We start from the raw sequence: 22442 nt of genomic DNA on the forward strand, positions 1-22442 counted from the left end.
GTTCGAAGCCCAGGAAGCCCGGCGTAAAACCACACAAGAAGATGACTCAGAAAAACTGTTGAAAGGTCTTAACTTGGGTGGATTGGGGCAAAACCGGGTGCGCATTGCATGGCCTAATGACGGGGCGTCATGAATGGAGTTTGGCTTTATATACTGCACGTCATGTATCATGAATCCTTTTATGCTCGGGTGGGTGACATGGCGCGCGACAACATCAACGATATCCTTGTCTTTATTGCCGTGGCGCGCGAACGCAGCTTCACCCGCGCCGCCGCCAAGCTGGGCATGACCCAATCGGCGCTCAGCCATATCATCCGCGCGCTCGAAGAACGGCTCGGGGTGCGGCTGCTCACGCGCACCACCCGCAGCGTGTCGCCAACCGAGGCCGGCGAACGCCTGCTGCAAAACGTCGCGCCCCGGCTGGAGGAAATCGACGCTGAAATCGCCGCCATCAGCGACGCTAGCGGCAAGCCCGCCGGCACGGTCCGGATCACGGCCATCGATCACGTGATCGACAAAGTACTCTGGCCGCGGCTCGCGCCAATCTTGCCGCTCTACCCCGACTTGCACCTGGAAATGAATTCGGATTATCGGATGGTGGACATTGCCGCCGAGCGCTACGACATTGGCGTGCGCTACGGCGACCAGGTTGAAAAGGACATGATCGCGGTGCGCTTGACGCCGGACGTGCCGACCGTGATCGTCGCCTCCCCTGGCTACTTCAAGTGGCATGCGGTCCCCACCACGGCGCAAGAGTTGATGAAGCAAAATTGCATCACGCTGCGCTTAGCCAGCAGCGGCGGCATCTATGCGTGGGAGCTGCAGCATGAGGGACAAGCGATCCAGGTCCGCACGCGCGGCCAAGCCATGTTCACCAGCGGCTACCATATGGTCAATGCGGCACTTTCCGGCGCGGGCCTGGCCTTCGTCACCGAGGATCTGGTCGCCGAGCATGTGCAAAGCGGCGCCTTGATCAGCGTGATGCAACAGTGGTGCCCCAAGTTCCCCGGTCTGCACGCTTACTATCCGAGCCGGCGCCAGTCGTCACGGGCGTTGTCCATTGTGATCGAGGCGATCCGGCACCAGGAAGGCTGAACGCTCGCCTCAGCCGGACTGGCGCGCAGCGATGACGTCGGCCAATAAGCTGTCGATGACCTGCATGTCGACCGGCTTGATCAGGTGCCGGTCAAAGCCGGCTTCTCGCGACAGGGCCCGGTCTTGCTCGCCGCCCCATCCGGTCAGCGCGACGAGCGTCATGTTGGCCAGCGGTGGTATCTGGCGCAGCGCCTTGGCTACTTCGTAGCCATTCATGCCGGGCATGCCAATGTCGAGCAAGGCGACATCGGGAAGGAAGTCACGCGCGAGGTTCAACGCGGCATGGCCATTATGCACCACAGCCGTAACGTGGCCGAAAACCTCCAGCAGCAGTGAAAGAATTTCGGCTGCATCGACATTGTCGTCGGCCACCATAATTTTCAGCTTGCGTGCTGCAAGCGCCTCGGTCACACTCGGCTCCAGCGGCGCCGGCGCCGGCACGTCGCCCGCCAATCCCAGCCGCACCGTAAAGGTACTGCCCGCGCCCTTGCCGGCGCTGGTCGCCGAGGCGGTTCCGCCGTGTAATTCGACGAGCTGTCGCACCAGTGACAGTCCAATCCCCAAGCCGCCCTGGGAGCGTTCGAAGTCATGCCCGACCTGGCGAAACAGGCCAAAGATTGCGTCAATCGATTCGGGCGCGATGCCGATACCGTTATCGGTCACGGCAATTACCACGTCGTGCCCGTCACGCGTGACGTTCACTTCAATTACGCCGCCTTTGGGGGTGTATTTGGCCGCGTTGTTGAGCAAGTTGCTGATGACCTGGGAAACGCGGCCGGGATCAACGTAGACGTGGATCACTTCATCGGGAACGGCGACGATCAGGCGGTGCGCCAAGGAACTGATGAGCGGCAGGCTGGTCTCGACGGCCATCTTCACCAGATCGCCAACACGCGCGTGCTGCTTTCGCAGCTCTACCTTCCCGTTGGTAATGCGAGCAATATCGAGCAGATCGTTGACCAGGTGCACCATCTGATTGACTTGGCGGTCGAGCATGTCGCGCACCTGGTTGAAGGTGTCGACGTTTTCCGTTTGCATGCGCAGCAATTGCAAGCCGTGACGGATCGGGGCGAGCGGATTGCGCAATTCATGCGCCAGGGTTGCCAGGAATTCGGTTTTGCGGCGGTCCGCCTCGGACAGGTTGGCTGCCAGGCAGCGCAGTTCTTCCTCCCGATTCTTGCTGGCAGTAATATCGGCCACGGTACCGATAATACGCATCGGCCCGCCATTCACGTGCGGCTGCCGGTTGCCAAAAAACTCGACCCAGCGTAGTTCGCCGTCGGCCCGTTTGATGCGGCACGCGAAGTTGAAATGGGCGCCCGTTTCGATCGTGCCCGGAACTGGCCGTCCGCGCGGCGCAAACGGTGCTCGGTTTCGTACATCACGCCCGAGGCAATGGCCGCATTCCAGGAAGTGGTGGTTTGGTCGCGGTCGTCCGGATGCACCGCCTCGAGCCAGCCAAAGTATTTCATCGATGCGAACAGTTGACCCGTGAACCCGGCCCAGCCTGCCTGCTCGACATCGAATTTTCCGGTGCCGGACGTGCTCCAGACGATCGCTGCCGTCGCAGTTACGAGCGAACGGAACCGTTCTTCGCTGGCGCGTACCTTTTCATTGGCAAAACGCGCTTCGGTGATGTCGCGCGAGGTCGATAAAATCCTGGTCACTTCACCGTTGTGCCCAACAATCAGGGAAACGGTCACGTCCCACCACCGCGCGGCTCCTTTCGCTGTCGGACATGCCAGGCTCAGATGGTAGTGACGGCCGCTTCTGGCGGCAGCCACGGCGGCATGAATGGCATGCCTGTTTTCCTCTCGGTGTTCCTATTTTGTATTGACCGTTTTGTCAACGTTGCATCAACTGCGCGGTTTGCGCGCCGCGCGCGACTTTTCCCAGTTGATGAATGCCGCCAGGTCCGACGCGCACGCTTTGATCGTCCAGGCCAGCACGGTGGCGTCATCGATCAGGCCAATGCCGAAGATAAAGTCGGGAATCAGGTCGATCGGGCTGACAAAGTAGACCAGGGAAGCGACGATCATCAGCAGCGAGCGCGGCGCTACCTGCCGGTACGATCCGTTGCCGTAGGCGCGCACGAGCCTGAAAAACGCCAGCAGCGAACTCCACACACCTTTCAGCTTGCCCTGCCTGCCGGTGGCCTTGAGGCTGGCCTGGTCGATCAGCCTGGATAACTTTTCCTTGCTCTGGATATAGTCGGCAGCCTTGGTGGTCGATTTCCCATAGGAGCGGCTGCCCAGCGACCATGGCATGCGCCGGCTGCGCGTGTCCGCTTCCGGACGGGATGCATCTTTTTTCTTGAAGTCAACCATAGTGTTTTCGAGGTGCTTTGTACGAAGCGGACATGTTAGCGCAATACCCGGCCCCCTGACGCCCGGTTTTTGCCCGCTTTCGCGCAACTTGGCATGCCATGCGGCCTAATTGTCAGCGTGCCACTTGTCCGCGCCGCCCGGCCCAACTGATCGACAGCGCAAGCACGATCAGGAATGCAGCAACGCCGAACGTGAGCCGCATGCCGGCCGCCATTGCGCCCGGCTGGGCGGTCAGCAGGCTGGGCGACGCCGCGCCGATGGCGAACAGCGCGCCCATCACGCTGGCGCCCGTGATCAAGCCGAGATTGCGCGACAAATTGAGCAGGCCGGACAGTACGCCGCGCTGTTGCGGCGACGCGCTGGCCATCACGGCCGTGTTGTTGGCCGTCTGGAACAGCGCATAACTGACGGTCATGCTGGCGCTGGCGCCCAGGTAGCCGGGCACGCCGAACTTTGCCGGCATGAGCGAGAGCGCCACCGAGCCGGCGGCAAGGCCGGCGACGGCGATGCGCGCGGCGCCGAACCGGTCCGCCAGACGCCCGGCGGGGACGCCGGCCAGCGCGGCGGCAACCGGGCCGACCGCCATCACCAGGCCCACGGCCGCGGCATCGAGTGCCAACGCGCGCGACAGATAAAACGGCCCGACCACCAGCGTGGCCATCATGACCGTCGATACCAGCGCGCCGCCCGCCAGGCTGGCGCTCAGCGCCCTGTCGCGCAACATCGACAGGGCAATCATGGGCGAGGCCGCCCTGCCCTCGGCCAGCACAAACAGCACAAGGGTGCAGGCCGCCGCCAGCAGCAAGGCCGCGTTCAGCGGGCCGAAAGTGCCGCGTCCCAGCGTCATGCCGAGCGCATAGGCGCCCAGCGCCAGGACCAGCAGCAGCGTGCCCGCAACGTCGACAGGCAATTTGACGCCGGCCGGGTCGGGCCGGTCGGGCGGCAGATAGCGGCCGGCCAACGCCAGCGTCAGCAGGGCCAGCGCCAGGTTCACGAGGAAGATGGCGCGCCAGCCCAGAGTGCCGATCAGCACGCCACCTAGCGAGGGGCCGAGCGCTGTGCCGGCAGCCGACATGGCGCCAAGCAGTCCCATCGCGCTGCCGGTGCGTGTCTGCGGTACCGTTGCGCCCACCAGGGCCATGGTCAGCGCCATCATGATCGCCGCGCCCAGGCCTTGCCCTGCCCTGGCGGCAATCAGTACCCATAGCGTGGGCGCGACGCCGCCAACAAGGGACGCCGCCGCGAACAGCGCGATGCCCGCGAGCAGCAGGCGCCGGCGCCCGGCGACGTCGCCCAGGCGAGCGACGCTGACGATCAGCGTTGTCATGGCCAGCAAGTAGGCGATCACGACCCACTGGACTTGCTGGAACGAGACGTCAAAAGCTTGCGCGAACGTGGGCAAGGCGACGTTGGCGCAGCTTACGCCAAGCGCAGCAAACAGTGCGCACAGCGACAAGCTGGCAAGGGCGCCGTTGGCGGCGGGCAAGTCAATGGTGGCGGGGCGATTCATGATGGTCCCTTTCGTTGAGCGAGAAGACATGATGCGCCCCCGTTTGGCATAGCGGAAGACGCAGCGTTTGCACTTGATACGTGCAGCGGACGCCATGTCAAACGCCGAACGCGCTAGAATGGCGCCATGTCCACGCCAGACTTGAATCAACTGATCACGCTCGACGCCGTGCTCGCCGAAGGCAGCGTCGCCGGCGCCGCCAGGCGTTTGCGGCTGAGCCCGTCCGCGATGAGCCGCGCGCTGGCGCGCCTGCGCGAGAGCACGGGCGACCCGCTGCTGGTGCGCGTGGGGCGCGCGATGGTGCTCACGCCGCGCGCGCTCGCACTGCGGGTGCAGGTCAGCGAGCTGGTGCAGGAGGCCAAGGTGGTGCTGCGCCCCGAGGCCAGGCTCGATTTGCGGCAACTGGTGCGCACGTTCACGCTGCGCACGCGCGATGGCTTTGCCGAAAACTTCGGGCCCGCCCTGATCGAGCGCGTTGGCGAACAGGCGCCGGGCGTGCACCTGCGTTTCGTGCAAAAACCGGACAAGGACGGCGCCGCCCTGCGCGACGGCGCCGCTGACCTCGAAACGGGCGTGATCGACAACACGACAGAAGCGCACATGCGCACCCGCGCCTTGTTCAGCGACCGCTTCATCGGCGTGGTGCGGGCGGGACACCCGCTGTGCCAGGGGAAATTAAGCGCGGCGCGCTATGCGCAAGGCAGGCACGTGGGCCTGTCCATGGGCGGCCAGTACAAGGGCGCCGTCGACGCGGCCCTGGCGGCCCTTGGCCTGGCGCGCGACGTGGTGGCCACCGTGGGCGGCTTTTCCAGCGCGCTGGCGCTGGCGCGCGGCTCGGACCTGGTCGCTACCGTCCCGACGCGCCATACGGGCATGCTGCGCGATGGGATGCACAGCTTTGCCTTGCCTGTCGATCTGCCCGACATGACGGTCTCGCTGCTGTGGCATCCAAGGCTCGATGCCGACCAGGCCCATCGCTGGCTGCGCGCGCTGCTTGCCGACTGCTGCGCCGCGCCTTTGACGCCGGCGCCGCCTACATTCCCTTGAACAGGGGCGCGTACAAGCGGCTTACTCCCAGCTTGTCCCGGTGCCCGCGCAGCAGCAGCGTCAGCTTGCCGGCTTCGTCGCGCACGGCGCTGGCGATGGCGTCGCAGCGCACCACCGTGCCGCGGTGAATCTGCCAGAAACGCTGCTGGTCGAGCTGGGCCAGCAGCTCGCGCAGCGACACGCGGATCAGGTGTTCCTGCGTGGCGGTGATGACGCGGATGTACTTGTCGGCCACCTCGAAGTAGATCACGTCGTCGATCGGCACCATGGTGATGGCGTTGCCCGAACTGACCTGCAGCACCCGCAAGAGTGGCGCGGCAGGCGCGGCGGGCGCAGCCGGCGCCGCTTCGCCTAGCAGCGCGCGCAATTGGCCGACCACGCTGTCGAGCGCGGGCGCGGCGCACAGCGCACGTTGCGCCAGCGCCGCCTGCAAGCGCCGGCAGGTATCTTGCAAGCGCGCCGGCAGCACCGGTTTTAATACGTAGTCGACGGCGGCGCGCTCGAACGCTTGCACCGCGTACTGGCCGTAGGCCGTGACGAACACCAGCAGCGGGAACGGCTTGGCCGCCGGCCAGGCATCGGCCAAGGCTTGGGCCGCTTCCAGGCCGGACATGCCGGGCATGCGAATGTCCAGGAACAGCACATCCGGCTGCAGGGCCAGCGCGCGCTCGAGCGCAGCTTCGCCGTGGCGCACATTGGCCGCGATGTGCAACTGCGGCCAGGCGCGGGCGAGTTCAGCCTGCAGGTTGGCGGCCAGCATGGGTTCGTCTTCGGCAATCAGGGCGGTGGCGATGTTCAAGGTTGTGCGGATGCTGTCATTGTTTCAGGTTTAATGGGAAGGCGCACGATGGCGAGCGCGCCGCCTTCGGGTGAGGAGTGCAATTGCAGCGAGGCCGCAGCGCCGTACAGCGCTGCGAGCCGTTCGCGCACCTGCTGCAGGCCAAAGCGGCTGCCCTCGCCCGCCTGCCCGCCCAGCCCCACGCCATTGTCGCGCACGGTGAGCACCAGCGTGGCGCCGTCGCGGCGGGCCCCAACGTGGATCAAGCCATTGCTGACCTGCGGTTCCAGGCCATGCTTGATTGCGTTTTCGACCAAGGGTTGCAGCAGTAGCGGCGGCACTGGAAGGGCGGCAAGGTCAGGGGGCAGCTCGAGCGTGCTTTGCAGCCGCTCGCCCATGCGCACTTGCATCAGCTCGAGGTAATCTGCAGTGCGCGCAAATTCGGCCCCCAGCGCATGGGAGCCGGTGCGCGAAGCGTCGAGCATGGCGCGCAGAAAGCCGCTCAAGTGGTCGAGCATGGCTTGCGCCTGCGGTGGATCGATGCCGATCAGCACGCGCAAGTTGGCCAGGGTGTTGAACAGCATATGCGGTTCGAGCTGCGACTCGAGCAGCTTGAGCTGGTTTTCGGCGGCGCTGCGCATGGCCAGTTGCGCGCGCGCGTCGAGGATGGCGATGCGTGCGCGCATGTAGAGAACGTAGACGCAGCAGCCCGATATGGCAATGACCGTGCCCAGGATCAGGCGCAACGCGCGCGGATGGGGGAACAGGCGGCCCTGGCCATGGTCGATGCCAAGCAGTAAGTCGGCACTGAGATGGCCGGAAAAGTAAGCCGCCACCGATGCGATTACCACCCACGGCCCCATCAGGCGCCAGCCGGGCCAGTGGTTGCGGGCGTCGACATGGGCGGGATTGAAGCGGCGCAGCAGCCACGACATGCCGTAGCGGCCCCCCTCGATCAGGAACTGGATCAGCAGGCCAATGCAAAACGCATGCACCAGCGTCGTCAAGAAAGGTTCGTTGAACAAGGCGCTGAAAAAAACCGCGCACAGGATCGGCACCGGGATGCCGATGCGCAGCTCGCGCCACAGCCAGTCTAGCCGCGGCGAGTGCAGCGCCACCGGCTCAGGCGCCGGCGGCATCGGCATCGGTATGGCGGGCGCGCAGCTGGGCCGTTGTGCTGCCCTGGCCGTTGGGCGCCCAGCCCGGCGGCATGAACAGGTGGCCGGCCACGGCGCCCACGCTGCGCGAGCTTGACAGATCGCGCACCAGGCTGGCCCAGCCTGAAAACTCGACGATCAAGGGGTTGTAGCTGGTGATCGGCTGCACCAAGCCGTAGCGGCACGGCAGATCGTCGCGCTCCTTGACATAGGTGCCGAACAGGCGGTCGAACACCATTAGCACGCCGCCGAAATTGGCGTCCAGATATTCCACGTTGGCGGCGTGGTGCACGCGATGGGCTGACGGTGTATTGACAATACCCTCCAGCCAGCCCAATTTGGGAATCCAGGTCGCGTGGATCCAGAACTGGTACAGCAAGTTGAGCGTGAGCAGGGTGAAGACGGCGCGCACGTCAAAGCCAATCCACATCAGCGGCACGAAGAACAGCGCGGTGCCGGACAGCTTGCCGAACGGGCCGATGCGAAAGGCGGCCGACAGGTTCAATTGATTGGGGGAATGGTGGACCGAGTGATTCAGCCAAAACCAGCGAACACTGTGCGCGCTGCGGTGAAACCAGTAATAGCAGAACTCCTGGCCGACAAACAGCACCAGCAGCGTGGCGGCGCCGTTCAGTTCGATGGTGGCGAGGCGGTGCGCCACGGCCCAGCGGAGCAAGGGCGTCGCGATCGACAGCGGCAGCAGGAAGCCGACGCCAAGGCGCACCACCAGATCGAGCGCCGAAACGCCGGCCGCGCGCCAGTCGTAGCGCGCGCGGCGCGACAGCACAATAGCCTCGACCAGGGCGATGATCAGCACAGCGCTGGGGCCCCACAGCAGCAACATTTTATCGGTAGTATTCATGGGAACTCGCGTATGGATGAGAGGTCACATGGTGAGCGGCGTAGCGCTGGTGCGCCAGTGCCATGCGCCAAAACGCGTGCAAGCGGCGCGAAATGCTGCCGGTGCGGCGCAGCTTGCGCCAATGTTCCGCGTTGTTCAGCGTTGCTCAGCGTTTCCACGCGAGCAGCAGCACGCCACCGGCCACCAGCGCAATGCCCAGCCATTCGCGCAGCGACGGACGCTCGCCTAAAAAGGCAAACGCAAACACGGCCACCAGCACCAGGCTCAGCTTGTCGACGGGGGCCACCTTGGACGCTTCGCCCAGCTTGAGCGCGCGGAAATAGCAGACCCAGGAGGCGCCCGTCGCCAGCCCCGACAGGCCCAGGAACAGCCAGGTCCTGGGCGACAGATCCAGGGGATTGCTCCATTTGCGCGCATAGGCAATGAAGGCGGACAGGACGATCAGGATAATGCCGGTGCGAATCAGCGTGGCCATGTCGGAATCGACGCCTTCGATGCCGATCTTGGCAAAGATGGCGGTCAGCGCGGCGAACACGGCCGACAACAGCGCCCAGTACAACCATCCAGCCGGTGCGGCCATGACGTTTCCTTTTGGTTTATGGTGATTTTTTATCAGCATAGCCACTTCTGGCTAGAAACGCCACTGCTGGCCGGCCTCGGCTAGAAGAGCAGGCCCACCGTGTGCAGCAGCAGCCCGACCAGGCCGCCAACGATGGTGCCGTTGATGCGGATATATTGCAGGTCGCGCCCCACGTGCAGCTCGAATTTGCGCGACAGCGTTTCGGTGTCCCAGCTGCGGATCACGCGCCGCACCAGGTCGACGATCAGTTCGCGCTTGGCGACGATGGTTTCGGCGGCAAAGGTGCGGATCCATTCGTTGAGCTTGGCCTGCACCGCCGGGTTGCGCCCGAGCGCGCCGCTGACCGCCTGCAGCGCCTGTTCGATATGGGCGCCCACGCGCGACTGCGGCGAGGTGGTGTCGGCCAGCAAGCGAGCGCTGACGTCATCCCATACCTGGCCCACGTAGGCGCGGAACAAGGGATGGCCCAGGCTGCTGTCGAGCAGTGCGCGCAACTTGGTTTCGTACTCGGGCGAGGTGGCGAGCTTGTCTATCAGTTCTTCGGTGGCGGCCTGGAAACGGTCGCGCCATTCGCTATCCTCGCCTTGCATGTCTGCGAGGATAGCTTGCACGCCCGCCATCAGGCGCTCGTAAAATTTTTCATCGATCACCTTGGGTAGCCAGCGCGGGCTGTGCTCGTGCACTTTCTGGCGGATGTACGGGCGGTGCGCTTCGAGCGCGGCGGCCACGATGCCGAGCAGCTTTTCCAGCAGCACATGGTGCTGGCGGCCAGCCACCAGCACCGACAGCAGGCGCGACAGCAGCGGCGCCAGTTGCACGTCCTTGAGCGCGCCGGCCAGCGCGTCGCGCAGGAACATGGCGGCATCCTTGTCTTCCACCATGCGCAGCAGTGCCGGCACGGCGCTGGTGATTTGCGCGGCAACGGCGCGCGCGTTGGCGCTCTGGTCGAGCCAGTGCGCGGCGGTGCCGGCAAAGTCGATGCGTGCGAGTTCGCCGTGCACGACGGCGTAGCTCATAAAATTGTGTTCGAGGAAATTACCGAGATTCTCACCAATCCGTTCCTTATTGCTCGGAATGATGGCGGTGTGCGGAATCTTCAGCCCCAGCGGGTGTCGAAACAGGGCGGTCACGGCGAACCAGTCGGCAATCGCGCCGACCATGGCCGCCTCGGCAAAGGCGCCCACGAAGGCCAGCGCGGGGTGCCGGTCCCGGAACAGGCGCGCCAGCACAAAGACGAGCGCCATTACGGCCAGCAAGCCGGTGGCTAACAGGCGCATGCGCGCCAGGCGCGCGCCCTGTTCCACCTCTTGCGGCGAAGGCGTGATGGTAGCCAGCTGCGCGCCTGCTTACAGCTTCAGCTTGGCGTGTTCCGTCTCGTCCGGCGTGGTGCCGGTCAACACGGCCTTGGCCATTTTATATAGCTGCACCATCGTGCTGGCCGTGGAATCCCAGTATTCGGCGCTGTCGGACACCACGCGCACCAGCATCGCGTGCGGATCGTCCGGACCGTGGGGAAACCATGCCTGCACGGCCGGGTTCCACATCTCCTTGATCTTGGCGCGCTCGACCACGCGTTCGGCGCGGCCACTGATCGACACGTAGACATTGTCGGCCGGCTCGGCAAAGCTCAGGTTCACTTGCGAATGAACGGCAATGTTTTCCCACAGGTCCGTTTCGCTGGACGTGAAGAACCACAGGTTACCATCGGCATCCATTTCCTGGTTGGTCATCGGACGGCTGAGCAGGCGGCCATTGTCGTCGGCGGTGGTGAACATGGCGAAGCGGATCGACTGAATCTTCGACTTCAGTTCGGCAATCTGGCTGGAATGGTCGTAGGCGGACATGGACTTCCTTTGTTCTGGTTTCTGGAAATTTTATAATAGAACGGCTTGTCATTGTCATCTGTGCGCACGCGAACTTACGTGAAGGCAAGCGATTGTGCATTGCAAAACGCGGGAATATGAATGATAATACGAGTCATTCTCATTAACATTAAAAGACAAGACCATGTCCAGCCACTCGCCCTTCCCTTCCCGCGCCCGTCTTACGCCGATCGCCGCCGCCGCTCACTTGGTCGCAGCGGGCGCCCTGGCCATGGCGAGCGCCGCCGCTTGCGCCCAGGCCGCGCCCGCGACAACGTTGCAGGAGGTGAAGGTGATCGGGACGGCGGAAGCGACTTACAACGTCAAGTCCAGCTCCACGGCAACCAAGACCGATACCTTGCTGCGCGATACCCCGCAAGCGATCACGGTCATCACCAAGGAATTGATGCGCGACCAGAACATGCAAAGCTTGCATGACGTGGTGCGCTACGTGCCGGGGATCGTCACCACGCAGGGCGAAGGCAACCGCGACACGGCGGTGTTTCGGGGCAACAGCTCGACCGGCGACTTTTACGTCGACGGCATCCGCGACGATGTCCAGTATTTCCGCGATTTCTACAATATCGACAGCGTCGAGGCACTCAAGGGTTCGAACGCGATGATTTTCGGGCGCGGCGGGTCGGGCGGCGTGATCAACCGCGTCAGCAAGCAACCGGGCTGGACGCCCGTGCGCGAGGCCTCCCTCACGCTCGGTTCATGGGACAGCCGGCGCGCAAGCGTCGATGTGGGCCAGGCAATTAACGATCAGGTCGCCTTCCGCATCAATGGGTTGGCGGAAAAGTCCGACACCTACCGCAACGGCGTGACCGTCAAGCGCGCCGGCGTCAACCCGACCCTGGCGATCCGCGCTGGCCGAAACACCAGCGTGGTGCTGGGCTACGAACATTTCCGCGACGACCGCGTGGCCGACCGCGGCGTGCCTTCGTTTGCCGGGCGTCCTTACCGCACCGACCCGTCGATGTACTTTGGCAACCAGGAACTGAGCCCCGTGTGGGTGCGCGTGGATGCGTTCACGGCCGTCATCGACCATGACTTCGGCAACGGCGTAAGCCTGCGCAACCGCAGCCGCTACGCCGACTACGACAAGTTCTATCAGAATATTTACGCCAGCAGCGCAGCCGGCGCCGATGGCAAGGTGACGCTGGGCGCCTACAACAACGCCACGCAGCGCACCAATCTGTTCAACCAGACCGACCTGTTTTATACGCTTGCGACCGGCAGCGTGAAGCACAAGCTGGCCGCTGGCCTGGAGTTCGGTCGCCAGGAAACGGACAACGTGCGCCAGACCGGCACCATTGCGGGCGACCGCGTCCTGTTGAGCAATCCGCGCGCCGTCGGCCCGGTGCTGTTCGCCACCTCGAAAACCGATGCCTTGAACCACGGCGTGGCGACCGTGGCCTCGGTCTACCTGCAAGACCAGATCGCATTGTCGCCGCAATGGCAAGTCATCGCGGGCGTGCGTTACGACCGTTTCAAGGTTGACTTCGAGAACAAGAACCCGGCCACGCTGGCCCGGCTGGGCGTGCGCGACACGCCAGTGTCGCCGCGCCTGGGCCTGGTCTACAAGCCATTCGAAGCGCTGTCGCTGTATGGCAGCTACAGCCTGGCCTACGTGCCCCGTGCCGGCGACCAGCTCGGTTCGCTGACCGCGCGCGTGGCCGCATTCGATCCGGAAAAATTCAAGAACCTGGAACTGGGCGCCAAGTGGGATATCCGCCCCGACCTGGCCGCCAGCGTCGCCGTCTACAAGCTCGACCGTACCAACGTCATCATCGCCAACCCGAACGATGCTACCCAAAACATCCTTGCCGACGGCCAGCGCACCAAGGGGGTGGAACTGGGCTTGACGGGCAAGGTCAATGCCGCCTGGAGCGTGATGGGCGGCTACGCTTACCAGGACGCCGAGCTGGCGTTCATCAAGGGCAGCACGACGCTAACCGGCGCCACGCTGGCCAACGTGCCGCGCCAAACGTTTTCGCTATGGAACCGCTACGACCTGGACAGCCAATGGGGCGCGGGCCTGGGCGTGTCTTACCGCGACAGCATTTATGCGGCCGTCGACAATGCCGTCACCCTGCCCGCCTACACCCGGGTCGACGTGGCGCTGTTCTACAAGGTCAACAACAACCTGCAATTGCAGGCCAATGTGGAGAACCTGCTCAACAAGGCGTACTGGGCTTCGGCCAATGGCAACAACAACATCACGCCAGGCTCGCCGCGCGCACTGCGGGTGACCCTGAATGCCACGTTTTAACGCCGGCTTGCCGGAGCATCAAGGGCGCCTTCGGGCGCTTTTTTTTGCTTTTTTTCGCGTGCTCGTACTACGTTTGAGACCGCCCTCGCAAATAAAGGTTCAGTCCCGCACGTTGATGCTGGTCAGCCGCGCGATGCCACGCACGCTGATACTTAAATGACGCACGGCGAGCGGCCATGTCCGTCGTGCCCACCATTAGCGGAGGAAACGTGATTACACCCAGCGAGGAAAACGGCAACCGGCTGGCGGACCAGCAAGTGAACTTTTTGAACAGCCTGACCCAGTTCACCAGGGAGCACCGGGCCGGCCATTGGTCCGGCACTTTTTCCGGCTTTATGGAAGCGGTGCTGCCCGCCGCGCCGCACCAGGTCGCCCGCACGTCGCACCAGTACATCTGGGACATGATCCGCGCCACCTGCACCAGCGACGAGGACGGCCATTTCCGTTGCAGCCTGTTCAACGAAGATTTGTTCGGCATTGACGACGCGATCGAGCGCGTGATCGATTACTTCAAGGCGGCGGCGGCCGGTTCCGAGGTGGGGCGGCGCCTGCTGCTGCTGCTCGGTCCGCCGTCGGGCGGCAAGTCCACGCTGGTCATCTTGCTCAAGCGCGGCCTGGAGGAATACAGTTATACCGACGAAGGCGCGCTGTACGCCATCGCCGGCTGCCCGGTGCACGAGTCGCCGCTGCACCTGGTGCCGCACACCATGCGTGCCACTTGCCGCAACACCTACGGCATCGACATCACCGGCGAAGTGTGCCCGCATTGCCGGGCGCGCCTTGAAGACCAGTTCGCCGGCGACTTCATGCAGATGCCGGTGGAACGTTTTTTCGTGTCCGAATCGGGGCGCAGCGCCATCGGCACCTACGCCCCGCATGACCCCACCACCGCCGACCTGGCCGACCTGGTCGGCTCGGTCGACCTGTCCAAGGTGGCGCAGTACGGCGACGAGGGCGACCCGCGCGCGTGGTCATGGTCGGGCGCCGTGTATGCCGCCAGCCGCGGCGTGCTCGAGATGATCGAAATTCTCAAGGTCAAGCGCGAATTTCTGTATTTGCTGCTCACGCTCACGCAAGAAAAAAACGTCAAGGTGTCGCGCTTTCCGCTCATCTACCTCGATGAAACCATCCTGGCGCACACCAATCTGGCCGAGTTTCGCAAGTTCCTGCAAGAGAGCGAGAATGAGGCATTGCTCGACCGCATGGTCATCATCCAGGTGCCTTACACGCTTAATTATCGCGAAGAGGCGCGCATCTACCGCAAGCTTATTTCGTCGGCAGCGCCGGCCTTTCGCGATGTTCACCTCGACCCGCATGTACTGCACGCGGCGGCCGTATTCGCCATTCTCAGCCGCATCCAGGACGGCGACGAAAAAGACGTTGAACTGATCAAGAAAATCCGCATCCACGCTGACGAAGAAGTCGATGGCGTGAACCGGACCGAGGTCCGGCGTGTCAAAGAGAAGGCCAAGGCGCCCGATGAAGGATTGGCGGGCGTGTCGCCGCGTTTCGTGATCAACGCGCTGTCGAGCGCGATCATTCAGTCCAACCGCAAGAGTCTGTCGACCATGGACGTGCTGCTCGCGCTCAAGGATGGCATCGAAAGCGACGCGCGCATCGATCCCAAGAAAAAGCGCAAATGGGTCGACTACCTGGTACTGACGCGCAAGGACTTCTACAACCGCTGGGTCAAGGAAGACGTGCACAAGGCCTTGTTCGTGTCGTTTGAACAGGAAGCGCAGGATTTGCTGAACAAATACCTCGACGAGGTTGAATCCATGCTCGACAACCGGCAGATCAAGGATCCCATCACCAACGAGGAAAGGCGACCGGACGAACGCTTTTTGCGGGCGGTAGAAGAAAAAATCCATATTTCCGAGTCAGGCAAGCAGTCGTTCCGCCAGGAGGTCGTGCGCAAGGCCATGGGCGCCTACAAGCGCGGCATCAAGTTCAGCCTCGAAAGCCATTTGCAGTTGAACGATGCGGTGCAACAGTATCTGTTCGAGCAGCGGCGCGACGTGCTGCGGCTGGTCAGCTCGGCCAAGCGGCCGGACGATGAAATCCGCACCAAGATTTCCGCCGTTGAAAAACGGCTGGTAGACGAATACGGCTACGACGGCCACAGCGCGCGCGAAGCGCTCAATTACGTGACCACCCTGCTGGCGCAAGAGTAAGGGATTGTCACCAGCGGGTCAGGAGGCATGGCGTGACAGCGATGATCAACACGGGGTGGTATGACTTATTTTCGCGCGGAGCGCGTGATTGGCTGCGGCACAACGACAAGGTGCGCGAAGCCGTGCAAAGCCATTTGCCCGACCTGATCGCCGGCCCTGACCTCATCACCGGGCCGCAGGAGCGCACGGTGCAGGTGCCGGTGCGCATGCTTGAACACGCCCGCTTCAAGCTGGCCGAAGGCCGCAGCCAGACGGGCGCCGGCCAGGGCGAAGGCCAGCCGGGCGACGTGCTCCAGTCCGGCCAGAGCGAGCCCTCTTCGGGCAGTGGCGAGTCGGGTGAAGGCGGCAGCGAAAACGGCGAAGTGCGCCTGCTGCTCGAGTTCTCCATCGACGACGTCATGGACTGGATCTGGGAAGAACTCAAGCTGCCCGACCTGCAGCCCAAGCCGGGTGCGCGCATCGATGAAGTTGAACTGGTGCGCGAAGGCTGGGACAAGCGCGGCGCGCGCTCGCGGCTGGACCGGCGGCGCACCGTCAAGGAAGCGATCAAGCGGCGCGCCGTGCAAACGAATCCAGTGCCCTTTACGAATGACGACCTGCGCTTTCGCCAGCTTGTCACGCGCGTGCGGCCGAGTACCAGCGCGACCATCCTGTTTGTCATCGACGTGTCGGCCAGCATGACGCAGCTCGAGCGCAAGCTGGCCAAGTCCTTTTTCTTTTTTGCGCTGCAAGGCATCCGCCGCAAGTATGCCAAGGTGGAAACGCGCTTTATCGCCCACACCACGCATGCGTGGGAGTTCAGCGAGCGCGAGTTTTTCCAGGTCACGGGCATCGGCGGGACCATCGCTTCGAGCGCCTTCCGTCTCGTGAACGAGCTGGTGCGCAAGGAACTCGATGCGGCGCACAACAACATTTATATGTTCTACGCCTCGGACGGCGAGAACTTCACCGAGGACCGCGCGGCAGCCAACCAGTCCTTGAGCGAACTGGGGGGCATGTTGAATTACATCGGCTATGTCGAAACGCTGCCTGGCGTGCCGCGCGCGCTGGAAACGGAAATGCGGCGCTTGTGCAATGAACTGGAGCGGCGCGGCTTGCCGATCAGTAGCAGCGTCCTGTCGGCGCCCGATGACGTCTGGCGCGCCCTGCGAAAGTTCTTCTCCAAGGAAGTGGAAGCAGACACTGCCGAGGTACGCCCATGAGTTCCGTGCAAGAGACGCTGGCGCAGTACGCCGAACAGATCGAGGCACTCGCCGTCGAACTGGGGATGGACTTTTATCCCGTCACCTTTGACCTGGTGCCGGCCAATTTCATGGTCGAGATCGCCGTCTACGGCTTGCCGGTGCGTATGCGGCATTGGTCGTTCGGGGTGCGCTACATCCATCAATTGGTGCGCCAGCACATGGGCCATTCGCGCATTTTCGAAGTGATGTTTCCCGGTGACCCTTGCCACGCTTTCATGCAGGAGCAAAACTCGCTGGCCGAAAACACGCTGATCACCGCGCACGTGCTTGGCCATGCGGACTTCGCGAAAAACAACCAGCTGTTCACCCGCTTCATTTCCATGGCCGGGGGGAAAATACTCGAACAAAGCGCTGCACGGGCCTTGCGGCTGGAACGCGCGCTGGCGGCGCACGGCCAGTCGCGCGTGGAGGCGGTGCTCGACGCGGCGCTGGCGCTGGAAACCCACATCGACGTCAACCAGGCCCTGCACCGTCCACGCTACCCCGAATTCATCGCGCCGCCCGCCGAGCGGGGTCCGGATCCGTTCTATCACCGCTTTTCTCGCTTGCCGGGCGAAACCGTGCCGGAGGTAAAAAACGAGGCGCCCCAGCGTTCGCCGCTACCTCCCCAGCCGGAGTACGACTTGCTGTGGTTTGTCGCGCACTATGCACCCGACATGGAAGACTGGGAGCGCGATATCTTCCTGGCCGTGCGCGAGGAAGCTTTTTACTTCCATCCCATTTTTGCGTGCCAGATCATGAATGAGGGGTGGGCGTCCTACTGGCATGCGCGCTTGCTGCGCGAAGCACATTTCCTGCCGCACGACCTTTACGTGGCGGCCGTCAAGTCGCATTCCGACGTGGTGCGTCCCTTTGGCAGCGGCCAGCAATTGTCGCTGTCGGTCAACCCCTATCACCTGGGCTTTTCGATGTGGGAGTACATCATCGACAAACATGGCATGGAAAAGGCTCGCCAAATTGTCCGTGAGGAAGACGACTTTGGCTTCATCCGCAATTACCTGGATCAGGAACTGGCCGACCAACTCGATTTGTTCGTCTACGAAATGCGCAAGGATGGCGAAACGCGCATCGCCAACCGCGATATATGTGCAATCCGCGAAGCAATCCTTGCGCCCAAGTACAACTACGGCGCTCCCTGCGTGAGCGTGACCAAGGTGGGGGCCGACGGCAGCCTCGACTTGCACCACGACTATCTGCGCGACGGACGGGGTCTAGAATTGCAACAGGCCGAAAAAGTGATGGATTACGTGGCAAAAGTGTGGCGCCGGCCGGTGACCTTGCATACGGTCGACTTCCGCGGCGTGGTGCGGGTGTTACCTACCCGCAGGCCACCGGTGTGAGTCAGCGAAGCGGCGCCTGCAAGTGCGCGATATACCAGTCAAGCGAAGCGCGCAGTCCATCGTCGAGCCGATGGCTAGGCTGATAGCCCAGCAGCCGGGCGGCTTTTGAAATATCTGCCTGCGAGTGACGCACATCGCCCACCCTGAAGTCCGTGTAGTGCGGTTGGTAGTCGCCCAGGTGGGGGAAACGCTCGTCGAGCATGTTGCGCATCAGGCAATATAACTCGTTCAAGCTGGTCCTGGCATTGACTGCCACGTTGTAGACCTGGTTGACGGCCTCTGGCTTGGTGGTGAGTGCGGCGAGCAAATTGGCCTGCACCGCATTATCGATAAAGCAAAAATCGCGGCTGCTGTCTCCGTCGCCATTGATATTGAGCCTGGCATTGTTGATCATTGCGCTGAACCATTGCGGTATGACCGCAGCGTAAGGACCGTCGGGGTCTTGGCGCGGCCCAAATACATTAAAGTAACGCAGCCCGATCGATTCTGTCTGGTAGCAGCGCGCGAACATGTCGGCGTAAACTTCATTGACATGCTTGGTCAGCGCATAGGGCGACAAGGGCCTTCCGATGCGCTCTTCGACCTTGGGCAACTCGGGATGGTCGCCATAGGTCGCGCTCGACGCCGCGTAGACAAGACGGGCAACTCCGGCATCGCGCGCGGCGACGAGCACATTCAGAAAACCGATCATGTTGATGTCGCTGGTGAGGATCGGATCCTCGATCGAGCGCCCTACTGAGCCGAGCGCCGCCTGGTGGAGCACGAATTCGGCGCCCTGGCAGACTTGCTTGCACGTTGCCAGACAACGGATATCGCCTTCGACAAAGCGAAAACGCGCCCACGCGGCGCGCGGCACCAGCGAGCGCACCTGCTCCAGGTTTTCCCGGTAGCCCGTCATGAAATTATCCAGGCCCGTCACGTGCTGGCCATGGCGCAGCAAGGTTTCCAGCAAGTTCGAGCCGATGAAGCCGGCCACGCCGGTGATGACCCAGCGTCGCGGCTGCGCGTCCAGGCCGGCTAGCGCATGGCGGTAGGCGACGGGATCCATGTCTGCGCTCGCCATCAGGCACGCTCGATCTGGCACGGCTTCATTGACATTCCTCCAAGTTGCCGCATGGCTGCGGCCGGCACCGTCCACACGGCATTGTTGAAAATTTTACGGGCCGGTCGATTTACGCATTTGATTTGCAGCAATACGGAACCGATTGCGCGCAAGTTTGTGTGTAAGGGGAATCGTTGTTTGAAATCAAAGAGTGCCGTGGCTGTGTCCCTAATCTAGCAATGATATCCGTCAAATCGCCCAGGAGAATTCCATGTCCGGACACAAACAGCCCCTTTGGTCGCGCTCAGTAGCGGCTGCGCTGGCCGTCTCGCTCGGCATTACCATCGCCGGCTGCCGCGGCAGCGACCCCGACACCATGATCGCCGAAGCGCGCCAATTCCGCGACAAGGGCGACCTGCGCGCAGCCGTGATCCAGCTCAAGAATGTGATCCAGCACGACGCCGACAACCGCTCTGCGCGGCTCTTGCTTGGTGAACTCTATCTTGACCAGGGAGACGCCGAATCGGCCGAAAAAGAGTTGCGCCTCGCGCTGGCCTTAGGGGCCGACAGCGGTACCGTCGCCTTGTTGCTGGGCAAGTCGTTGCTGATGCAGGGCCAGTACGACCGCATCCTGTCCGATATTGCGCCGGATGCGGCGCCAACTCAGCGCCCGGCCACGCTGGCCTTGCGCGCCAGCGCCTTGCTGGGCCTGGGCAAGGTCGAACCGGCACGCGCGCTGTTCGACGAGGCGCTCAAGCTGCACGCTGACGCGCCCGAAGCCCTGCTCGGTCTGGCCCGCATTGCAATGTGGCAAAAGCAACCCGACACCGCCTTGGCCCTGCTCAAGCGCGCGCTCGCCGCCAGCCCGGGCGACATCGAATGCCTGCGCTTCCAGGCCGACCTGCTGCGCGCCGACGGCAAGGCCGACGAGGCGCTGGCGATTCAGCACAAGATCCTCGAACGGCGCCCCAACAATGCCCAGGCGCTGATCGACGTCGCCAATCTGCAAACCGACGCTGGCCGCTTTGCCGAGGCGCGCACGGCGCTGGCGGCAGCGCGCAAGGTGGCCGGCAGCAGCCTGCCACTGATGTATTCGGAAGCGGTGCTCAATTACCGCGAAAACAAACTGCCGGCCGCGCTCGAATCGGTGCAGCGCCTGCTGCGCGCTGCGCCCGAGCACTACCCCACCATCTTGCTGGCCGGCGCCGTGCAGTCGGCGCTGGGCGCCCATCAGCAAGCCGAGCAGCACTTGCAAAAATTTCTGCACGCCTATCCCGGCCACCCTTACGCGACCAAGCTGCTGGTGTCGCTGCACATCAGCGCCGACCATCCGGAAGCGGCGCTGGCCCTGCTCGGCCCGCTCCTGGAGGCCGACGACGCCGATGTCGAGCTGCTGGCCCTGGCCGGCGAAGCGAACCTGCGGGCGCGCCACTTCAGCGCGGCGGCATCCCTGTTCGACAAGGCCAGCGCGCTGCGTCCCGAAGCGCCGGCGCTGCACGCCGCGCTCGCGCTCAGCCGCATGGGCGACGGCGACAATGCCCGTGCCTTGGCCGAACTCGAGCGGGCCGCCAGCCTCGAGCGCAGTCCGGCGCGCACCGGCGTGCTGCTGGTCATGACTTATTTGCGCGCCAATATGCCCGACAAGGCGCTGGCGACGGTGCTCGACATGGAAAAACATGGCAACAATCCCTTGATTCAGAACTTGAAAGGGGGTATCTACCTGGCGCGCAACGATTTGCGCAGCGCCCGCGCCAGTTTTATGGCGGCGCTGGCGCTAGACGCGGCTTACCTGCCGGCCTTGACAAACCTGGAACAGCTCGATGTGCTCGAGCACAAGACGGTGGAAACGCGCAAGCGTTATCTGGCGGCCCTGACGGCCTCGCCCGGCAACAGCGCCGTGATGGAAGCGCTGTCGGCGTTGGCCGCAGCCCACAATAACGTGCCCGAAGCGATCGGCTGGATGGAGCGCGCCGCGGCCGAGCATCCTGACGCCCTGCCGCTGGCGCTGCGGGCCGGCGCTCTGTATGTGCGCGCCGGCGACAAGCAAAAAGCGCTCGTATTTGCCCAGAAGCTGCAGTCCGGCCACCCGGCCAGCGCCGAAGCGCTTGCGCTGCTGGGCCAGGCGTACGCCGCCAACGGCCAGTACGGGCCGGCGGCCGACACGTATGTGCGCCTGGCCGCGCTCACGCCTGCGGCCGGCACGCCGCACTTGCACATGGCGTCGGTACTGATCGCCCAAAAGCAGGACGCAGCCGCCGTGGCCGCGCTGAACAAGGCGCTGTCGCGGGAGCCCGATTTGCTCGAAGCGCGCATCACGCTGATCAATCTGCTAAGCCGCAACAGCCGCTTCGGCGAAGCGCTGGCGCTGGCGGTGGCGTTCCAGAAACGCCATCCCGACGGCGCAGCCGGATTCAAGCTCGAGGGCGACGTGTATGCGGCCCAGGGCAAGCACGCGAGCGCCTACAAGGCTTACGAAAAGGCGTTCGGCCTGGCGCCCGGCGGCGCGCTGCTGATCCAGATGTATGGCACGCTCGTCAAGCAGGGCCGCGTGGCCGAGGCCGACGCCAGCGTTATCGGCTGGTTGCGCCGCCATCCGGGCGACGTGCCCACTCGCCTGTACTACGCCAGCAGCAAGCTGGTGGGCGATGACCCGAAAACCGCCATCGCCCAGCTGGAACTGGTGCTCAAGCACGCGCCCGACAATCTGGCAGCGCTCAACGACCTGGCCTGGAGTTACCAGCGCACCGGCGAGCGCAAGGGCCTGGCGCTGGCGCAGCGCGCCCATGCGCTGGCGCCCGACAATCCGGCCGTGATGGATACGCTGGGCTGGATTTATCTTGAACAGGGTGAATTGGCCCGGGCCCTGCCGCTGCTGCAAAAGGCGGCTGCGCTGGCGCCCAACGCGGCCGAAATCCGCTATCACTACGGCCTGCTGCTGGCCAAAACGGGCGACAAGCGGGGCGCGCGGCGCGAGCTGGAAAAAGCGCTCGCATCGACCGCCCATTTCGCCAAGCGGGCCGAAGCGAAGACCTTGCTGTCGACGCTGTGATCCTGCCCACTGCCCACTGCCCGCTGCCCGCCGACCGCTGACGCTCACCGCTTCAAGCGACGCTATGACGCTGCGCCCCGCTCTCAGTCGCGCTCGCTGT

General features: G+C 63.7%; 18 protein-coding genes. 7 read left to right on the forward strand and 11 right to left on the reverse strand.

Features of this window, described 5'->3' with window-relative positions:
- Positions 1-198: 198 nt before the first annotated feature.
- On the forward strand, positions 199-1095 hold the full coding sequence (locus ACP7BV_RS19335) for a LysR family transcriptional regulator (RefSeq protein WP_426106119.1): 897 nt from the start codon (positions 199-201) through the stop codon (positions 1093-1095).
- 9 nt (positions 1096-1104) lie between these two features.
- On the opposite strand, the gene ACP7BV_RS19340 is transcribed toward ACP7BV_RS19335, so the two are convergent.
- From ACP7BV_RS19340 to ACP7BV_RS19355, 4 genes are all read right to left on the reverse strand, one after another.
- The gene (locus ACP7BV_RS19340) at positions 1105-2424 is read right to left on the reverse strand and encodes an ATP-binding protein (protein WP_426106209.1); all 1320 of its coding nucleotides are present in this window, start codon (positions 2422-2424) and stop codon (positions 1105-1107) included.
- Complete coding sequence (locus ACP7BV_RS19345; RefSeq protein ID WP_426106121.1) at positions 2325-2879, reverse strand: PAS domain-containing protein; 555 nt, start codon at positions 2877-2879, stop codon at positions 2325-2327. The genes ACP7BV_RS19340 and ACP7BV_RS19345 overlap by 100 nt, the downstream gene beginning before the upstream one ends.
- Positions 2880-2951: 72 nt before the next feature.
- On the reverse strand, positions 2952-3422 hold the full coding sequence (locus ACP7BV_RS19350; RefSeq protein ID WP_426106122.1) for a YkvA family protein: 471 nt from the start codon (positions 3420-3422) through the stop codon (positions 2952-2954).
- A gap of 112 nt (positions 3423-3534) precedes the next feature.
- Positions 3535-4932: an MFS transporter gene (locus ACP7BV_RS19355; protein WP_426106123.1), complete on the reverse strand. Its 1398-nt coding sequence runs from the start codon at positions 4930-4932 to the stop codon at positions 3535-3537.
- Positions 4933-5058: 126 nt separating this feature from the next.
- Between ACP7BV_RS19355 and ACP7BV_RS19360 the strand changes: the two genes are divergently transcribed.
- Positions 5059-5979 (forward strand): LysR family transcriptional regulator, encoded by a 921-nt coding sequence (locus tag ACP7BV_RS19360; protein WP_426106124.1) that lies wholly within the window; start codon positions 5059-5061, stop codon positions 5977-5979.
- Here ACP7BV_RS19360 and ACP7BV_RS19365 read toward each other — a convergent pair.
- The 6 genes from ACP7BV_RS19365 to ACP7BV_RS19390 all read right to left on the reverse strand — a co-directional run bounded on the left by ACP7BV_RS19365 (position 5966) and on the right by ACP7BV_RS19390 (position 11200).
- Positions 5966-6778 (reverse strand): LytR/AlgR family response regulator transcription factor, encoded by an 813-nt coding sequence (locus ACP7BV_RS19365; RefSeq protein WP_426106125.1) that lies wholly within the window; start codon positions 6776-6778, stop codon positions 5966-5968. The genes ACP7BV_RS19360 and ACP7BV_RS19365 overlap by 14 nt on opposite strands.
- Complete coding sequence (locus ACP7BV_RS19370; RefSeq protein WP_426106126.1) at positions 6775-7902, reverse strand: sensor histidine kinase; 1128 nt, start codon at positions 7900-7902, stop codon at positions 6775-6777. The genes ACP7BV_RS19365 and ACP7BV_RS19370 overlap by 4 nt, the downstream gene beginning before the upstream one ends.
- The gene (locus ACP7BV_RS19375) at positions 7880-8776 is read right to left on the reverse strand and encodes a sterol desaturase family protein (RefSeq protein WP_426106127.1); all 897 of its coding nucleotides are present in this window, start codon (positions 8774-8776) and stop codon (positions 7880-7882) included. The genes ACP7BV_RS19370 and ACP7BV_RS19375 overlap by 23 nt, the downstream gene beginning before the upstream one ends.
- A gap of 145 nt (positions 8777-8921) precedes the next feature.
- Positions 8922-9356, reverse strand: a complete 435-nt coding sequence (locus ACP7BV_RS19380) for an EamA family transporter (protein ID WP_426106128.1) — start codon at positions 9354-9356, stop codon at positions 8922-8924.
- Between the two features lie 80 nt (positions 9357-9436).
- On the reverse strand, positions 9437-10633 hold the full coding sequence (locus ACP7BV_RS19385) for a DUF445 domain-containing protein (protein ID WP_426106129.1): 1197 nt from the start codon (positions 10631-10633) through the stop codon (positions 9437-9439).
- Positions 10634-10702: 69 nt separating this feature from the next.
- Positions 10703-11200, reverse strand: coding sequence for a pyridoxamine 5'-phosphate oxidase family protein (locus ACP7BV_RS19390; protein ID WP_426106130.1), 498 nt, complete (start codon positions 11198-11200; stop codon positions 10703-10705).
- Between the two features lie 163 nt (positions 11201-11363).
- Between ACP7BV_RS19390 and ACP7BV_RS19395 the strand changes: the two genes are divergently transcribed.
- The 4 genes from ACP7BV_RS19395 (at position 11364) to ACP7BV_RS19410 (ending at position 18251) form a co-directional block, all read left to right on the forward strand.
- Positions 11364-13493, forward strand: a complete 2130-nt coding sequence (locus ACP7BV_RS19395) for a TonB-dependent receptor (RefSeq protein ID WP_426106132.1) — start codon at positions 11364-11366, stop codon at positions 13491-13493.
- A gap of 209 nt (positions 13494-13702) precedes the next feature.
- Complete coding sequence (locus ACP7BV_RS19400) at positions 13703-15667, forward strand: serine protein kinase (protein ID WP_426106134.1); 1965 nt, start codon at positions 13703-13705, stop codon at positions 15665-15667.
- 41 nt (positions 15668-15708) lie between these two features.
- The gene (locus ACP7BV_RS19405; protein ID WP_426106210.1) at positions 15709-16869 is read left to right on the forward strand and encodes a DUF444 family protein; all 1161 of its coding nucleotides are present in this window, start codon (positions 15709-15711) and stop codon (positions 16867-16869) included.
- Positions 16866-18251: a SpoVR family protein gene (locus ACP7BV_RS19410; RefSeq protein ID WP_426106135.1), complete on the forward strand. Its 1386-nt coding sequence runs from the start codon at positions 16866-16868 to the stop codon at positions 18249-18251. The genes ACP7BV_RS19405 and ACP7BV_RS19410 overlap by 4 nt, the downstream gene beginning before the upstream one ends.
- A gap of 1 nt (position 18252) precedes the next feature.
- Here the strand turns inward: ACP7BV_RS19410 and ACP7BV_RS19415 are convergent, their stop codons facing one another.
- Entirely contained in the window at positions 18253-19314 is a 1062-nt protein-coding gene (locus ACP7BV_RS19415) for an SDR family oxidoreductase (protein ID WP_426106137.1), read from the reverse strand.
- 250 nt (positions 19315-19564) lie between these two features.
- Here ACP7BV_RS19415 and prsT point away from each other — a divergent pair, with 250 nt between their 5' ends.
- Positions 19565-22342 (forward strand): XrtA/PEP-CTERM system TPR-repeat protein PrsT, encoded by a 2778-nt coding sequence (gene prsT / locus ACP7BV_RS19420; protein ID WP_426106138.1) that lies wholly within the window; start codon positions 19565-19567, stop codon positions 22340-22342.
- The last annotated feature ends 100 nt before the right edge of the window (positions 22343-22442 follow it).

Origin of the sequence: Massilia sp. TSP1-1-2, assembly GCF_049896185.1 — a bacterium.
Classification (GTDB): Bacteria; Pseudomonadota; Gammaproteobacteria; order Burkholderiales; family Burkholderiaceae_D; genus Telluria_A.

Excerpts from the sequence above, each read along its gene's own strand:
- ACP7BV_RS19375 (WP_426106127.1), bottom strand. The coding sequence starts at position 8,776 with ATGAATACTACCGATAAAATGTTGCTGCTGTGGGGCCCCAGCGCTGTG.
- ACP7BV_RS19415 (WP_426106137.1), bottom strand. The coding sequence starts at position 19,314 with ATGGCGAGCGCAGACATGGATCCCGTCGCCTACCGCCATGCGCTAGCC.
- ACP7BV_RS19390 (WP_426106130.1), bottom strand. The coding sequence starts at position 11,200 with ATGTCCGCCTACGACCATTCCAGCCAGATTGCCGAACTGAAGTCGAAG.
- ACP7BV_RS19405 (WP_426106210.1), top strand. The coding sequence starts at position 15,709 with ATGATCAACACGGGGTGGTATGACTTATTTTCGCGCGGAGCGCGTGAT.
- ACP7BV_RS19360 (WP_426106124.1), top strand. The coding sequence starts at position 5,059 with ATGTCCACGCCAGACTTGAATCAACTGATCACGCTCGACGCCGTGCTC.
- ACP7BV_RS19355 (WP_426106123.1), bottom strand. The coding sequence starts at position 4,932 with ATGAATCGCCCCGCCACCATTGACTTGCCCGCCGCCAACGGCGCCCTT.
- ACP7BV_RS19395 (WP_426106132.1), top strand. The coding sequence starts at position 11,364 with ATGTCCAGCCACTCGCCCTTCCCTTCCCGCGCCCGTCTTACGCCGATC.
- prsT (WP_426106138.1), top strand. The coding sequence starts at position 19,565 with ATGTCCGGACACAAACAGCCCCTTTGGTCGCGCTCAGTAGCGGCTGCG.
- ACP7BV_RS19410 (WP_426106135.1), top strand. The coding sequence starts at position 16,866 with ATGAGTTCCGTGCAAGAGACGCTGGCGCAGTACGCCGAACAGATCGAG.
- ACP7BV_RS19385 (WP_426106129.1), bottom strand. The coding sequence starts at position 10,633 with ATGCGCCTGTTAGCCACCGGCTTGCTGGCCGTAATGGCGCTCGTCTTT.
- ACP7BV_RS19370 (WP_426106126.1), bottom strand. The coding sequence starts at position 7,902 with ATGCCGATGCCGCCGGCGCCTGAGCCGGTGGCGCTGCACTCGCCGCGG.
- ACP7BV_RS19380 (WP_426106128.1), bottom strand. The coding sequence starts at position 9,356 with ATGGCCGCACCGGCTGGATGGTTGTACTGGGCGCTGTTGTCGGCCGTG.
- ACP7BV_RS19335 (WP_426106119.1), top strand. The coding sequence starts at position 199 with ATGGCGCGCGACAACATCAACGATATCCTTGTCTTTATTGCCGTGGCG.
- ACP7BV_RS19350 (WP_426106122.1), bottom strand. The coding sequence starts at position 3,422 with ATGGTTGACTTCAAGAAAAAAGATGCATCCCGTCCGGAAGCGGACACG.